Annotated in this window: 13 protein-coding genes; 9 read left to right on the top strand and 4 right to left on the bottom strand. The window is 72.1% G+C overall.

What is annotated here, in order from left to right; all coding sequences use genetic code 11:
- Nucleotides 1-8: 8 nt before the first annotated feature.
- The 6 genes from ACLIN4_RS06195 (at nucleotide 9) to ACLIN4_RS06170 (ending at nucleotide 6,732) form a co-directional block, all read left to right on the top strand.
- Nucleotides 9-1,052 carry a sugar-binding transcriptional regulator gene (locus ACLIN4_RS06195; protein ID WP_100046394.1) on the top strand — a complete coding sequence of 348 codons (1,044 nt, stop codon included), beginning with the start codon at nucleotides 9-11 and terminating at the stop codon, nucleotides 1,050-1,052.
- 34 nt (nucleotides 1,053-1,086) lie between these two features.
- Nucleotides 1,087-1,440: a barstar family protein gene (locus ACLIN4_RS06190; protein WP_107476388.1), complete on the top strand. Its 354-nt coding sequence runs from the start codon at nucleotides 1,087-1,089 to the stop codon at nucleotides 1,438-1,440.
- A 108-nt stretch (nucleotides 1,441-1,548) separates the two neighbouring features.
- Complete coding sequence (locus ACLIN4_RS06185) at nucleotides 1,549-2,991, top strand: GuaB1 family IMP dehydrogenase-related protein (protein ID WP_179342264.1); 1,443 nt, start codon at nucleotides 1,549-1,551, stop codon at nucleotides 2,989-2,991.
- A 421-nt stretch (nucleotides 2,992-3,412) separates the two neighbouring features.
- Nucleotides 3,413-4,897: an amino acid permease gene (locus ACLIN4_RS06180; RefSeq protein ID WP_381914027.1), complete on the top strand. Its 1,485-nt coding sequence runs from the start codon at nucleotides 3,413-3,415 to the stop codon at nucleotides 4,895-4,897.
- Between the two features lie 10 nt (nucleotides 4,898-4,907).
- Nucleotides 4,908-5,360, top strand: a complete 453-nt coding sequence (locus ACLIN4_RS06175; protein ID WP_043375183.1) for an Lrp/AsnC family transcriptional regulator — start codon at nucleotides 4,908-4,910, stop codon at nucleotides 5,358-5,360.
- Nucleotides 5,361-5,499: 139 nt separating this feature from the next.
- Nucleotides 5,500-6,732 carry an MFS transporter gene (locus ACLIN4_RS06170; RefSeq protein ID WP_107476390.1) on the top strand — a complete coding sequence of 411 codons (1,233 nt, stop codon included), beginning with the start codon at nucleotides 5,500-5,502 and terminating at the stop codon, nucleotides 6,730-6,732.
- Here ACLIN4_RS06170 and ACLIN4_RS06165 read toward each other — a convergent pair.
- Nucleotides 6,680-7,225, bottom strand: coding sequence for a Repetin (locus ACLIN4_RS06165; protein WP_107476415.1), 546 nt, complete (start codon nucleotides 7,223-7,225; stop codon nucleotides 6,680-6,682). The genes ACLIN4_RS06170 and ACLIN4_RS06165 overlap by 53 nt on opposite strands.
- Nucleotides 7,226-7,521: 296 nt before the next feature.
- Between ACLIN4_RS06165 and ACLIN4_RS06160 the strand changes: the two genes are divergently transcribed.
- Entirely contained in the window at nucleotides 7,522-8,319 is a 798-nt protein-coding gene (locus tag ACLIN4_RS06160; protein WP_289911452.1) for a carbon-nitrogen hydrolase family protein, read from the top strand.
- Nucleotides 8,320-8,367: 48 nt separating this feature from the next.
- Complete coding sequence (locus ACLIN4_RS06155; protein WP_411575562.1) at nucleotides 8,368-10,065, top strand: flavin monoamine oxidase family protein; 1,698 nt, start codon at nucleotides 8,368-8,370, stop codon at nucleotides 10,063-10,065.
- Between the two features lie 12 nt (nucleotides 10,066-10,077).
- Here ACLIN4_RS06155 and ACLIN4_RS06150 read toward each other — a convergent pair whose 3' ends face one another.
- Both ACLIN4_RS06150 and ACLIN4_RS06145 read right to left on the bottom strand, forming a co-directional pair.
- Nucleotides 10,078-11,007, bottom strand: a complete 930-nt coding sequence (locus tag ACLIN4_RS06150) for an LLM class F420-dependent oxidoreductase (protein WP_107476392.1) — start codon at nucleotides 11,005-11,007, stop codon at nucleotides 10,078-10,080.
- Nucleotides 11,008-11,106: 99 nt separating this feature from the next.
- A complete protein-coding gene (locus ACLIN4_RS06145) occupies nucleotides 11,107-11,802 on the bottom strand; it encodes a DUF5995 family protein (RefSeq protein ID WP_107476393.1) in 696 nt (231 codons plus the stop codon).
- Nucleotides 11,803-11,975: 173 nt separating this feature from the next.
- Between ACLIN4_RS06145 and ACLIN4_RS06140 the strand changes: the two genes are divergently transcribed.
- On the top strand, nucleotides 11,976-13,115 hold the full coding sequence (locus tag ACLIN4_RS06140) for a glycoside hydrolase family 6 protein (RefSeq protein WP_411576738.1): 1,140 nt from the start codon (nucleotides 11,976-11,978) through the stop codon (nucleotides 13,113-13,115).
- Here ACLIN4_RS06140 and ACLIN4_RS06135 read toward each other — a convergent pair.
- Nucleotides 13,097-14,533 carry a uracil-xanthine permease family protein gene (locus ACLIN4_RS06135; protein WP_381943726.1) on the bottom strand — a complete coding sequence of 479 codons (1,437 nt, stop codon included), beginning with the start codon at nucleotides 14,531-14,533 and terminating at the stop codon, nucleotides 13,097-13,099. The genes ACLIN4_RS06140 and ACLIN4_RS06135 overlap by 19 nt on opposite strands.
- Nucleotides 14,534-14,655 lie beyond the last annotated feature (122 nt).

Here is a 14,655-nt window from a genome sequence, read left to right as displayed (position 1 = left end):
TCCAGAGTGTGAACAGCAGTGAGGAGAACGCCGTGTCGGGTATGTCGGCGGGCCGTTCAGCCATGCGGATGGGACCCGCTGAGCTGGTCCAGGCGGCGGCCATGGCCCGCCGCTTCTACCTCGAGGGCAAGTCCAAGATCCAGATCGCGGAGGAGTTCGGCGTCAGCCGCTTCAAGGTGGCCCGGGTTCTGGAGACCGCCCTCGAGCGAGACCTAGTACGAATCGAGATCCGGGTACCTGCCGAACTGGACGCCGAACGCTCGGACGCCCTGCGAGCGCGCTACGGCCTCAGGCACGCCGTGGTCGTGGAGTCCCCGGCCGACGCCGAGGAGACGCCCGACCCGGAGAACCTGGGCGAAGTGGCCGCCGACCTGCTCGGCGAGCTGGTCAACGAGGGCGACGTGCTGGGCCTGGCCTGGGGCCGGTCCACGATCCACATGGCGGCCGCGCTCGACCGGCTGCCGCCGTGCACGGTGGTGCAGCTGACGGGCGTGTACGACGCCGGGACCGCCGAGCGCGGCTCGGTCGAGGCCGTCCGCCGCGCCGCCCAGGTGTCGGGCGGCGACGCCCACCCCATCTACGCGCCGATGCTGCTGCCGGACGCGGCCACCGCGGAGGCACTGCGCCACCAGACCGGTATCGCCCGGGCCTTCGAGTACTTCGACAAGGTCACGGTCGCCTGCGTCTCCATCGGCTCCTGGGAGCCGGGCATCTCGACGGTGCACGACATGCTCAGCGACGAGGAGCGCGCGCACTACGCCTCGCTCGGTGTCGCCGCCGAGATGTCCGCGCACCTCTTCGACGCCGAGGGGCGCCGGGTCGGACGGGACCTGGGGGAGCGGTGCATCACGGTCAAGGCCGACCAGCTCCGCCGCATCCCCGAGGTCGTGGCGATCGCGGGCGGGCAGCGCAAGGCGGCGGCGATCGACGCGGTGCTGCGCTCCGGGCTGGTCACCAGCCTGGTGACGGACACGTCGGCCGCCGACTACCTGATGACGGCCGGCCCGGCACCGAAGTCGACGCTCAACCGGGCCGATCCGGACGGCGTCTGACGGGTATTCAGGAACGGGAGTAAGGGGCAGGACGATGACCGAGGACCCCGCGGGGCGGCTCGTGGTCACGCTGGACCTCGACGGGGTCACGGACAAGGCGGGCCTGATGGACCGCTGCGCCCGTGACCTCGCGCTGCCCGACTGGTTCGGGCGGAACTGGGACGCGCTCGCCGACTCCCTCGCCGACCCGTCCGTCTGGCCCGAGGGCGCGCGGGACCGGGGGCTGGTCCTCGTCGTCCGGGGCTGGCGGGCGTACGCCGAGGAGCGGCCGGACGAGTGGGCCGTCGCCGAGGAGGTCTTCGCCGAGGCGACGGACCGTGGCCCGGGGCTCTTCGTGACCCTCGGCCCTGGAGGATCCTCCAGTAAGGCCGCTGACCAGCCTGGATGATCTGCCCGGGGATTATCGGCCACCGGTCATGGGAGAATGAAGTACGTGCTCTTTCCCCCTGGCTGACCTGTCCGGGGGCCACCTCTGATCGACTGGGATGTGCAGCACGTGCGTTTCCTCAATGACATCCAGCCCTCGTACGACCTGACGTACGACGACGTCTTCATGGTGCCGAGCCGCAGCGCCGTCGGCTCCCGGCAGGGCGTGGACCTCGGTTCCCCGGACGGCACGGGCACCACCATTCCGCTGGTCGTCGCCAACATGACCGCCATCGCCGGACGCCGCATGGCCGAGACGGTGGCCCGGCGCGGCGGCCTCGTGGTCATCCCGCAGGACATCCCGATCGAGGTCGTCACCGAGGTCGTCTCCTGGGTGAAGAGCCGCCACCTCGTCCTGGACACCCCCATCGTGCTGGCCCCGCACCAGACCGTCGCCGACGCGCTGTCCCTGCTGCCCAAGCGGGCGCACAACGCCGGTGTCGTCGTCGACGAGGACCACAAGCCGATCGGCGTGGTCACCGACACCGACCTGACCGGCGTGGACCGCTTCACGCAGCTCGAAGAGGTCATGTCCAAGGACCTGATCCTGATCGACGCGGACATGGACCCGCGCGAGGCCTTCAACACCCTCGACGCCGCCAACCGCCGCTACGCGCCCGCCGTGGACGCGGACGGCCGGCTGGCCGGGATCCTCACCCGCAAGGGCGCCCTGCGCGCCACCCTCTACACCCCGGCCGTCGACGCGAACGGCAAGCTCCGCATCGCCGCCGCCGTCGGCATCAACGGTGACGTGGCGGGCAAGGCCCAGCAGCTGCTGGACGCGGGTGTGGACACCCTCGTCATCGACACCGCGCACGGCCACCAGGAGTCGATGATCAGCGCCGTCAAGCTGGTGCGCGACCTCGACCCGCGGGTACCGATCGTCGCCGGCAACATCGTCTCCGCCGAGGGCGTGCGCGATCTGATCGAGGCCGGCGCCGACATCATCAAGGTCGGCGTGGGCCCCGGCGCCATGTGCACCACCCGCATGATGACCGGCGTCGGCCGGCCGCAGTTCTCCGCCGTCCTGGAGTGCGCCGCCGAGGCCAAGAAGTACGGCAAGCACGTGTGGGCCGACGGCGGCATCCGCCACCCCCGTGACGTGGCGATGGCCCTCGCGGCCGGCGCGTCCAACGTGATGGTCGGCTCCTGGTTCGCCGGCACCTACGAGTCCCCGGGCGACCTCCAGCACGACGCCGACGGCCGCGCCTACAAGGAGTCCTTCGGCATGGCCTCCGCCCGTGCGGTGCGCAACCGCACCTCGGAGGAGTCCGCGTACGACCGGGCTCGCAAGGCGCTGTTCGAGGAGGGCATCTCCACCTCCCGCATGTTCCTCGACCCGACCCGGCCCGGCGTCGAGGACCTGATCGACTCGATCATCGCGGGCGTCCGCTCCTCCTGCACCTACGCCGGTGCCGCCTCCCTGGAGGAGTTCGCCGAGAAGGCCATCGTCGGCATCCAGAGCGCCGCCGGCTACGCCGAGGGCAAGCCGCTGCACGCCAGCTGGAGCTGACCGCGTCCGCCCGCTCCGCACGGCCCCCGTTCCTCCCGTCCGCCGGGCAGGGACGGGGGCCGTTCCCTCGCTCGGCGGCGGAACGGGCCGGCGGCTGGACGGGCCCGGCCGACCGCCTGTGACCAGGCCCGATCCGTCATCCGCCGGGCCCGTGCGCAACGCCTTGCACCCTCCGCGCAACGAACGTCCGTCCCGCCCCGGTGAACGCAACGATCGTGCGGAGATGCGCAAGGTTGCTGCATTACCGGCGCGGCGCCCCCCTCGTAGTGTTCTGCGCTGTACGTGGCGTGGCGGGGACCCCGCTCGGTGGGTCTCCGTGCTTCTCACGGGTGCCCGCCGCGTTCCCGCCGCTCCAGAGCCCGCCGCGAGCCCGTCCGCTCACACCGACGGGCCCGACCGGCAGCGACAAAGGAGTCAACGCGTGCTCGACCAAGGCGCACCCCCGCACCACGACACATCGGCCGGCCCCGCGTCCCCGGGCCTGGCCGCGCGCCTCATGCGCCGCAAGCCCGTGGAAACGCTGGTCGCCGAGGGCGGCCAGGGCGAGGGCGGCACGCTGCGCCGCTCCCTCGGCCTGTGGCAGCTCACGATGATCAGCATCGGCGCCACCCTCGGCACCGGCATCTTCGTCGTCCTCGGCGAGGCCGTCCCCAAGGCCGGCCCGGCCGTCACGCTCTCCTTCGTCATCGCCGGCCTCACCGCGCTCTTCTCGGCCCTGTCCTACGCCGAACTGGCCGGCACCATCCCGGTCTCCGGCTCCTCCTACTCGTACGCCTACGCCACCATGGGCGAGCTGGTCGCCTGGGTCTGCGGCTGGTGCCTGGTCCTGGAGTACGGCGTGTCCGTCGCCGCGGTCGCCGTCGGCTGGGGCGAGTACCTCAACGAACTCCTCGACGGCACCATCGGCGTCACCATCCCGGCCGCGCTGTCCGCCCCGCCCGGCGACGGCGGCGTCTTCAACCTGCCCGCCCTGATCGTCGTGCTCCTCGCCATGACCTTCCTGCTCGGCGGTGCCCGCGAGTCCGCCCGCGCCAACACCGTCATGGTCGTCGTGAAGATCGCCGCGCTGGTGCTGTTCTGCGCGATCGGCGTGCAGGGCTTCCGCTCCGGCAACTACGAGAACTTCATGCCGCTCGGCATGGCCGGCGTCAGCGCGGCCGGCGCGACGCTCTTCTTCTCGTACATCGGCTTCGACGCCGCCTCCACCGCCGGCGAGGAGGCCAAGAACGCCCAGCGCGACCTGCCCCGGGCGATCATGCTCTCCCTGGTCATCGTGACGGTGCTGTACGTCCTCGTCGCCGCCGTCGCCGTAGGCGCCCGCCCCTGGCGCACCTTCACCGACTCCGAGGCCTCCCTCGCCCAGATCATGAGCGACGTCACCGGCCAGACCTTCTGGGGGACCCTGCTCGCGTTCTGCGCGGTCGTCGCCATCGCCAGCGTCGTCCTGACCGTGCTCTACGGCCAGACCCGCGTCCTGTTCGCCATGTCCCGCGACGGGCTCGTGCCGAAGGTGTTCTCCCGCGTCCACCCGAAGACCGGCGCACCCCGCGCCAACACGCTGATCGTCTCCCTGTTCTGCGGAGTCCTGGCCGCCGCCATCCCGCTCGGGCAGCTCGCCGACGCCACCAGCATCGGCACCCTCTTCGCCTTCGCCCTGGTCAACGTGGCCGTCGTGGTGCTGCGCCGGACCCGCCCCGACATGCGCCGCACCTTCCGCGTGCCCCTGTCGCCCGTCCTGCCGGCGCTGGGCTTCGCCTTCTGCGTCTGGATGATGGGCAGCCTGTCCACCGTCACCTGGGTCGTGTTCGGTGTCTGGATGGCGGTCGGGCTCGTGTTCTACTTCGTGTACGGCCACCGCCGCTCCCGGCTGGCCACGCCGGACACCGTGACACCAGAAGCGAAGTGAACCACCCGCAGTGCTGAACGATCTCGACGAACGCATCGTGCACGCCCTCGCCGAGGACGCCCGCCGCTCCTACGCGGACATCGGCCAGTCGGTCGGCCTGTCCGCGCCCGCCGTGAAACGGCGCGTGGACCGGCTGCGCGCCACCGGGGCCATCACCGGATTCACCGTACGGGTCGACCCCGCGGCGCTCGGCTGGGAGACCGAGGGGTTCGTCGAGATCTTCTGCCGCCGCAACACCTCGCCGGAGACCATCCAGCGGGGCCTGGAGCGCTACCAGGAGGTCGTGGCCGCGTCCACCGTCACCGGGGACGCGGACGCGGTCGCCCAGGTCTTCGCCTCCGACATGCGGCACTTCGAACGGGTCCTGGAGCGGATCGCCGGGGAGCCGTTCGTCGAGCGGACCAAGTCCGTTCTGGTCCTGTCGCCGCTGCTGCGGCGCTACTCGTCGGGCTCGCCCACGTAATCGCGGGACCGGAGCCGGGTCGCCCGACTACCATCGGTGCCATGACCTGGCGACATTGATCCCACCGCCGCGCCTCCTCCCGAGGGCCGCCCCGGACGCCGTACCCCCGGTGTCCGATCCGCCCCCTCGGGAAGGCCTCATGACTCTCTCACCCGAGCGTGCCCCCAAGACCGCCGGTACCCGGCGGCTGACGCGCACGCTGTACGCCTCGGCGTTCTGCGACGAGTTCGTCCTGCTCTACCCGGTGTACGCGCTGTTGTTCAGCGACACCGGTCTGTCCGTCTGGCAGATGTCGTCCCTGTTCGCCCTGTGGTCGCTGACCGGCGTCCTGCTGGAGGTGCCCTCCGGCGTCTGGGCCGACGCGTTCTCCCGGCGACTGCTGCTGGTGCTCGGTCCGCTGCTGACCGCCGCCGGCTTCGCCCTGTGGGTCCTCGTGCCCTCCTACGGCGCCTTCGCGGTCGGCTTCGTGCTGTGGGGCGCCGGCGGGGCGCTCGGTTCGGGCGCGCTGGAGGCACTGGTCTACGACGAGCTGGACCGGGCCGGTGCCGCCGACCGGTACGCCCGGGTCATGGGCCGGGCACGCGCCGTCGGGATCACCGCCACGATGGCCGCCATGGGTCTGGCCGGCCCGGTGTTCGCCTGGGGCGGGTACGACGCGGTGGGCGCGGCGAGCGTCCTGGTCTGCCTGGCCGGGGCGGCCGTGGCGACCCGGTTCCCCGAACACCGCGCACCGTCCGCGGCCGGCGACCGCTGGACCACGACCCTGCGGGCCGGGCTCACCGAGGCCCGCACCGACCGCTCGGTGCGGGGCGCGCTGCTGCTGGTACCGGCTGTGACCGCGGTGTGGGGCGCGCTCGACGAGTACACCCCGCTGCTGGCGGCCGACACCGGTGTGGCGCAGGAGACCGTCCCCTGGCTGCTGCTGGTGATCTGGGCCGGCGCCACGGCGGGGGGCCTGCTGGCGGGCGCCGCCGAACGCCTGACCACGACCGGGTTCGCCGTCCTGCTCGCCGGTTCCGCGCTCGCCCTTTCGGCGGGCGCCGCACTGGGCACCGCGCCCGCACTGGTGCTCGTCGCCCTGGCCTTCGGCGGATTCCAGCTGGCGACCGTGCTGGCCGACGCCCGCCTCCAGCGGCGCATCGACGACACCGGGCGGGCCACCCTGACCTCGGTCGCGGGCCTCGGCACCGAGCTGGGCACCCTCGCCACCTACGGCGCCTACGCCGCCACGGCCACGGTGACGGGGCACGGCACCGCGTTCGTCTGGTCCGCGGTGCCGTACCTGCTGACGGCGGTGCTGCTGGCCGCCGCCGCCCGGACTACAGCCGCGGCTGCCAGGGCACGACCTCGAAGTCGCCGGTCCCCTTCTTGACCTTCTCGAAGGGCGCCGACGACACGCACGGGGGCAGCTCCCCGCCCTCGGCGGGGCTCCCCGTCACGGCCCAGCTGTATCCGAGCCGGTCGTGGCGCCCGAGGTCGTGGACCGTGACGCCGACCCGCTTGCCCTTCGCGCCGGGCAGGTCGGAGTCGGTGATGACGCCGGAGACGACGGCCACGTCACCGCCGGTCAGGAGACAGTCGACGTCGACCTCGGCCCGGGCGCCCTTGCCGTTCAGGTAGTGGCTGAACTCGAAGGTCCCGGTGGCCTTGAGGGGGTCGTCGTGGTGCTCGGCCGCCAGATGGGCGTCGAAGGTGAAGGTGATGTCGTCCCCGGCCGACCGGTACAGCTCGGCCGTGCCGGTGAGCGCGGCGGCCTCCCTCGGGGACTGTTCCCCGTGGGGGCCGGAGGCGACGGCCGCGCCCGTGGTGACGGCGGCGATCAGCAGGGCGACACAGAGCGAGACGGTTGTCGTACGGCGTTTCATGGAGGACCTCTCCCAAGGATCGAAGCCGGTGAACCGAACGGTCACCACTGTCCCGGCGCCGCGCCCGCGTCACATCGCGCCGAGGGCGGGAGAGCCCTCCGCCGCGCGGCGGGGGAGGACGGACGCGATCTGGTTCTCGGGGAGGACGGGGGCCGCGCAACGAATCACCGCCAGGCGCCGGACGCACGCAACGATCCGCTCACCGGCGCGCAACGGCTCCTTCTTGTCCGGCCGAGTCCGCCGACCGTACCGTCTATCTGGCCCCCCGACCCCCTTCCCTCCGGTGAGGAACACGCATGCGCACCGCCCTGCTCCAGAGCTCCGGACGGCCCGGATCCGTCGCCGAGAACCTCAAGGTCCTCGACGAGGCCGCCGCCCGTGCCTCGGCCGGTGGTGCGGGACTGCTCGTGACCTCGGAGCTGTTCCTGACCGGGTACGCGATCGGCGACGACATCGCCGTCCTCGCCGAGCCGGCCGACGGCGACTCGGCCGACGCCGTCGCGGAGATCGCCGGGCGCCACGGTCTGGCCGTCGCCTACGGCTACCCCGAGCGGGACGGCGAGCGCGTCTTCAACTCCGTCCAGCTCGTCGCCGCCGACGGCACCCGCCTCGCGAACTACCGCAAGACCCACCTCTTCGGCTGCTTCGAGCGCGACCACTTCACCCCCGGCGAGCAGCCCGTCGTGCAGGCCGAGCTGAACGGCCTCACCGTCGGCCTGATGATCTGCTACGACGTCGAGTTCCCGGAGAACGTCCGCGCCCACGCCCTGGCCGGCACCGACCTGCTGCTGGTCCCCACCGCTCAGATGCACCCGTTCCAGTTCGTCGCCGAGTCCGTCGTGCCGGTGCGGGCCTTCGAGAACCAGATGTACGTCGCGTACGTCAACCGCGTCGGACCGGAGGGCGAGTTCGAGTTCGTCGGGCTCTCCGTGCTCGCCGGGCCCGACGGCACGTCCCGCGCCCGCGCCGGACGCTCCGAGGAGCTGGTCCTCGCCGACGCCGACCCGGCCTTCCTCGCCGCGTCCCGCGAGGCCAACCCGTACCTGAAGGACCGTCTCCCCGGCCTGTACGGGTCCCTGGCCCGCAACCTCTGAACAGCTCAGCCGCTTTCCCCGCTTCACCGTGCAAGGAGTCCGTACCCCATGACGTCCACCGTGCCCAACGCGATCGAGCACGCAGACGAGCAGCAGCCGCCGATCACCATGTTCGGGCCGGACTTCCCGTACGCGTACGACGACTTCCTGGCCCACCCGGCGGGCCTCGGCCAGATACCGGCCACCGAGCACGGCACCGAGGTCGCCGTCATCGGCGGTGGCCTGTCCGGCATCGTCGCCGCCTACGAGCTGATGAAGATGGGCCTCAAGCCGGTCGTCTACGAGGCCGACAAGATCGGCGGCCGGCTGCGGACCGTCGGCTTCGACGGCTGCGACGAGTCCCTGACCGCCGAGATGGGCGCGATGCGCTTCCCGCCCTCCTCGACCGCCCTCCAGCACTACATCGACCTGGTCGGCCTGGAGACCCGCCCCTTCCCCAACCCGCTCGCCGAGGCCACGCCCTCCACCGTCGTCGACCTCAAGGGCGAGTCGCACTACGCCGAGACGCTGGACGACCTGCCGCAGGTCTACCGGGACGTCGCCGACGCCTGGGCGAAGTGCCTGGAGGAAGGCGCCGACTTCTCCGACATGAACCGCGCCCTGCGCGAGCGCGACGTCCCGCGCATCCGCGAGATCTGGGCGAAGCTGGTCGAGAAGCTCGACAACCAGACCTTCTACGGCTTCCTCTGCGACTCCGAGGCCTTCAAGTCCTTCCGGCACCGCGAGATCTTCGGCCAGGTCGGCTTCGGCACCGGCGGCTGGGACACCGACTTCCCCAACTCCATCCTGGAGATCCTCCGCGTCGTCTACACCGAGGCCGACGACCACCACCGCGGCATCGTCGGCGGCTCCCAGCAGCTGCCGCTCCGGCTCTGGGCGCGCGAGCCGGAGAAGATCGTCCACTGGCCGTACGGCACCTCGCTGAAGTCCCTGCACACGGACGGCGAGCCGCGCCCGGCGGTGACCCGCCTGAACCGCACGGCCGGCAACCGGATCACCGTCACCGACGCCGACGGCGACATCCGCACGTACCGGGCGGCGATCTTCACGGCCCAGTCCTGGATGCTGCTCTCCAAGATCGCCTGCGACGACTCGCTCTTCCCGATCGACCACTGGACCGCGATCGAGCGCACCCACTACATGGAGAGCTCCAAGCTCTTCGTCCCCGTGGACCGGCCCTTCTGGCTGGACAAGGACGAGGAGACCGGCCGGGACGTCATGTCGATGACGCTCACCGACCGCATGACCCGCGGCACCTACCTCCTGGACGACGGCCCCGACAGGCCCGCCGTCATCTGCCTTTCCTACACCTGGTGCGACGACAGCCTGAAGTGGCTGCCGCTGTCCGCGAACGAGCGGATGGAGGTCATGCTGAAGTCGCTCGGCGAGATCTACCCGAAGGTCGACATCAGGAAGCACATCATCGGCAACCCGGTGACCGTCTCCTGGGAGAACGAGCCCTACTTCATGGGCGCGTTCAAGGCCAACCTCCCCGGCCACTACCGCTACCAGCGGCGCCTGTTCACCCACTTCATGCAGGAGGAGCTGCCCGAGGACAAGCGGGGCATCTTCCTCGCCGGCGACGACATCTCCTGGACGGCCGGCTGGGCCGAGGGAGCCGTCCAGACGGCGCTCAACGCCGTCTGGGGCGTCATGCACCACTTCGGCGGGCAGACCGACGCGACCAACCCCGGACCGGGTGACGTGTACGACGAGATCGCGCCGGTGGAACTCCCCGAGGACTGACCGACGGGATTCCTAGACCCCGGCCGCCCGGGCCTTCTCGTACACCTGGGCGGCCAGGTCCTTCAGCTCCTCGGCGTCCCGCGCCGAGCCCTGGAGGTCGATCAGGATCTCGTCGAGGCCGATCTCGGCGTGGGCGGCGAGGTCCTCGACGATCTGGTCGACGCTGCCGTGGAAGGGGCGGCGATCGGCGCCTTCCTGGCCCGGCGCGCTGTAGCGGGCGTTGACCCGCAGCACCGTCCGGATCGGCTCCGTACGGCCGCGTTCCTCGGCCAGCTCGCGCAGTTGCCGCCACTGGCCGGCCACGGCCTCGACGCCCAGGCCGTTGGGCAGCCAGCCGTCGGCGTGGTCCACGAGCCGGCGCCGGGCCTTGTCGCTGCCCGCCGCCAGGAGGACCGGGATCGGCCGGGCGGGCTTGGGGCCCACCACGGCGGACGCGATCTTCGTGACGTGCCCGTCGTACACCACCGGGTCCGGGCCCCAGACCGCGCGGCACACCTCGATCAGCTCGTCCAGGGCCCGCCCGCGCTCGGCGAACGGCCGCACCGAGGCCGCCGCGTACTCGTCGTGCGACCAGCCGGTGCCGAAACCGGCGACCACCCGGCCGCCGCTCGCCGCGTCCAGCGAGGCCAGCGCCTTGGCCAGCTGGAACGGCCCGTGCAGCGGGGCGACCAGCACGCTGCTGCCCAGCTCGGCCCGTTCGGTGGCCGCGGCGGCGAGGGTCAGGGTGATCAGCGGGTCCGCCACGTTCCGGTACGAGTCCGGCCAGGGCAGGCCCTCGATGCCGTACAGCCCCTGGGTGGCGGGCTCGGGGAACAGCGCGCGCTCGAAGACCCACAGACTCTCGTAGCCCAGCCCTTCCGCCGCGCGTGCCACGTCGGGGACGTCCTTGCCGAGGTCGTACTGCCGCATCTGGGGAAGGCCGAGTCCGAGCCGGGTCGTCATGTCCGGTGCTCCTTCGCTGTGGGGACGCGAGTCGCTCAAGGGTGCAACGTACAGCGGTGGTACGGGTGTTCCGGGGGCGCTCGCCGGGGAACGGCCGGATCAGTCCGGCAGCGGGGTGAGCAGCATGCGGCCGGCGAAGCCCACCGCCGCGTCCAGTCGCTCGGTGAACTCCCCGGCGACATCCGGCAGTCGGCGCAGCGCCCACAGCGCGCGGGCCGCCGCCCAGGTGGCGTCGCGGGCGCGCTCCAGGCTCCAGGAGCCGAGCAGATGGGTCAGCGGGTCGGCGATCTGGAGGAGGTCGGGACCCGGCATCAGCTCTTCGCGGACGCGCTCCTCCAGCGACACGAGGAGTTCGCCCACCCGGTCGAACTCGTCCTCCAGGTCGACGGGTTCGCAGCCGAGCGTACGACAGGCGTCCACCACGGCCAGCGCGAGATCGTGGCCGATGTGCGCGTTGATGCCCGACAGCGCGAACTGCAACGGACGTACGCCGGGGTGGCGGCGGAACTGGAACAGGGGACGCCAGCAGGCGGGCGGCCGACGGCCGTTCTCCAGTGCGTCGACGGCCGCCAGATAGCGCTCGGCGAACCGCACGTCCAGCGCGATCGCCGAGCGGGCGTCCGGGAAACGGCCGCCGTCGATGTGCCGGTCCACCGCCTCGGTGACGGCCAGGTAGACGCGGTTGAAGACCGCCACCCCGTCCCGTGGAGGCAGCGTCGTGTCGAGGGCGCGCATCCGGGTCAGGACCGTGTCCACCGTCGAGGCGGCCGTCGGGAGTTGCTCGCAGTGCGCCATGGCGGCAGGGTCGCAGCTTTAGGCTGACGGGAGTGCCGGCGGGCCCGACGCTTCCCCAGAACGGGGGAACGCGCCCGCCGTGCGGGGGAGGGGGAACCGTAGTGTCAGGCCTTCGTGCCCGGCGCCTGGCCGCTCGCAGGGCCGAGCGCAGGCGTGCCGCCCGACGCGCAGCGATGGTCGCGGCGGCGTCCGTCGTCGTCGCGGTCGGCACCGCGACCGGCATGCTGACCGCGTTCGGCGACGACGACGGCGGCAAGGACGAGGCCCGACCGCAGGCGACCCGGCCAGCTCGGCTGCAGTCCCTGCCCCTGGTGCCGTCCCCGTCCCCGTCCCCGTCGGTGACGCCGTCGGTCTCCGCCCCGCCCTCGCCCTCGGCCCCGGCGAAGAAGGCGAGCCCCGAGCCGTCGCCGGAGAAGACCGCCGAGAGGGAGCCCCGGGCGACCCAGGCCGCCACCCGGCTCTACCGGCACCCGCAGTCGCAGATCCTCTCCTGGGTCCGGGCCCACCCCGACGACCCGCGCCAGGACGTCATCCGCTCGCGGATAGCCGACCACCCGGCCGCCGTGTGGTTCGCCGACTACACGCCCTCGACCATCACCTCACGGGTCCGGGCCGTGACGTCGGGCGGCGCCGCCGAGGGCCGGGTGCCCGTGCTGGTGCCGTACGCGATACCCGACCGCGACTGCGGCGGCCACTCCCAGGGCGGCGCGCCCGGCCTCGACGCCTACGACGACTGGATCGGCCTCTTCGCCGCGGGGCTCGGCTCCGGCGAGGTCGTCGTCATCCTGGAGCCCGACTCGGTGGCCCAGGCCGATTGCCTGGCCGCCGGGGAACGCGCCGACCGCTTCGCCTCCCTGGCCCGCGCCGGACGCGTGCTCAAGGAGGCGAACCCCAACGCCCGCGTGTACTACGACGCGGGCCACTCCGGCTGGCACGCGCCCGCCAAGCAGGCGGGCTGGCTGAAGGAGGCCGGCGCCGCCTCGCCCGCCTCCTCCGACGGCATCTTCAGCAACGTCTCCAACTTCCACAGCACCGCCGACGAGATCGCCTACGACCGCGCGGTCCTCGACGCCCTCGGCGGCCCGGCGAGCCTCGGCGCCGTCATCGACACCAGCCGCAACGGCAACGGCGCCCCGGCCGACGGCGAGTGGTGCGACCCGGCCGGCCGCAAGGTCGGCCGCACCCCGACCCTGAGCACCGGCATGGGGCGCATCGACGCCTACCTGTGGGTGAAGCTGCCGGGGGAGTCGGACGGCTGCAAGGGCAAGCCGGGCACCTTCACGCCGTCCTACGCCTACGACTTGGCGCGCTGAGACCCGTCGCCGTTCCCGGACTGCCCGTCCCGCGAGGCCGCCCCGGTCTTCTCGTCGTACGACGACGTGCCCTCGTCGAGCAGCGGCTGCTGCGTCTTGAGGTGGGCCGGGGCGAAGGCGCGCAGCGCGTGGTAGCCGGTGATGACCACGAGGGTGCCGAGCGCGATGCCGCTGAGCGAGAAGTTGTCGGTGATCTCCATGCTGACGTTGCCGACGCCGATGATGATGCCCGCGGCGGCCGGCACCAGGTTCAGCGGGTTGCGCAGGTCCACCTTGGCGTTGATCCAGATCTGCGCGCCGAGCAGGCCGATCATGCCGTAGAGGATGACGGTGATGCCGCCCAGCACGCCGCCGGGGATCGCGGCGACGACCGCGCCGAACTTCGGGCAGACGCCGAAGAGGAGGGCGAAGCAGGCGGCGGCCCAGTACGCGGCCGTCGAGTAGACCCGGGTCGCCGCCATCACTCCGATGTTCTCGGAGTACGTGGTGTTGGGCGGGCCGCCGACCGCGGTCGACAGCATCGAGCCGACGCCGTCCGCGGAGATCGCCGTGCCGAGCTTGTCGTCGAGCGGGTCCCCGGTCATCTCGCCGACGGCCTTGACGTGACCGGCGTTCTCGGCGACCAGTGCGATGACGACCGGCAGGGCGACCAGGATCGCCGACCACTCGAAACTCGGTCCGTGGAAGGACGGCAGCCCGATCCAGTCGGCCTGCCCCACGGCCGAGAAGTCCAGCCGCCAGTGGTCGGTCAGCTTGCCGCTGCCGTCCACCGAGTGGATCTTGCCGAAGATCCGGTCCAGGGCCCAGGACAGGACATATCCGAAGACCAGTCCCAGGAAGATCGCGATCCGGGACCAGAAGCCCCGCAGGCAGACCACGGCCAGACCGGTGAACAGCATCACCAGCAGGGCCGTCCACTGGTCCTGCGGCCAGTAGGTGGAGGCGGTGACCGGGGCCAGGTTGAAGCCGATCAGCATCACCACCGCGCCGGTGACGATCGGCGGCATCGCGGCGTGGATGATCCGCGCCCCGAACCGCTGCACGGCGAGCCCCACCAGGAACAGCGCGGCGCCGACGACCAGGACCGCGCCGGTCACCGTGGCGCTCGTACCGCCCTGGGTCCGGATCACCGCGGCGACGCCGACGAAGGAGAGGGAACAGCCGAGGTAGCTGGGGACCCGGCCGCGGGTGGCGAGCAGGAAGATGGCCGTGGCCACGCCGGACATCATGATCGCGAGGTTGGGGTCCAGGCCCATCAGGACCGGAGCCACGAAGGACGCCCCGAACATGGCCACCACGTGCTGGGCGCCGAGCCCGACCGTGCGGGGCCACGAGAGCCGTTCGTCGGGGCGGACCACCGCTCCGGGGGCGGGGACCTTCCCGTCCCCGTGCAGCTTCCAGCGCACGCCGAGGTCCATGGTGAGGTTTCGCTTTCTGTACGTGATGACTGTCCGGACCATTGTCAGGGGTGCCCGGCCGTGCGGCTGACCTGCACCCTTCTCCGACGGGCATGCTGAGCGTCCGCTTAGGATGGTGGTGA

The organism is Streptomyces mutabilis (assembly GCF_046628145.1).
Lineage (GTDB): Bacteria > Actinomycetota > Actinomycetes > Streptomycetales > Streptomycetaceae > Streptomyces > Streptomyces mutabilis.
Note: the sequence above shows the minus strand (reverse complement) of the source record. Positions and strands in the feature narration are given on the sequence as shown.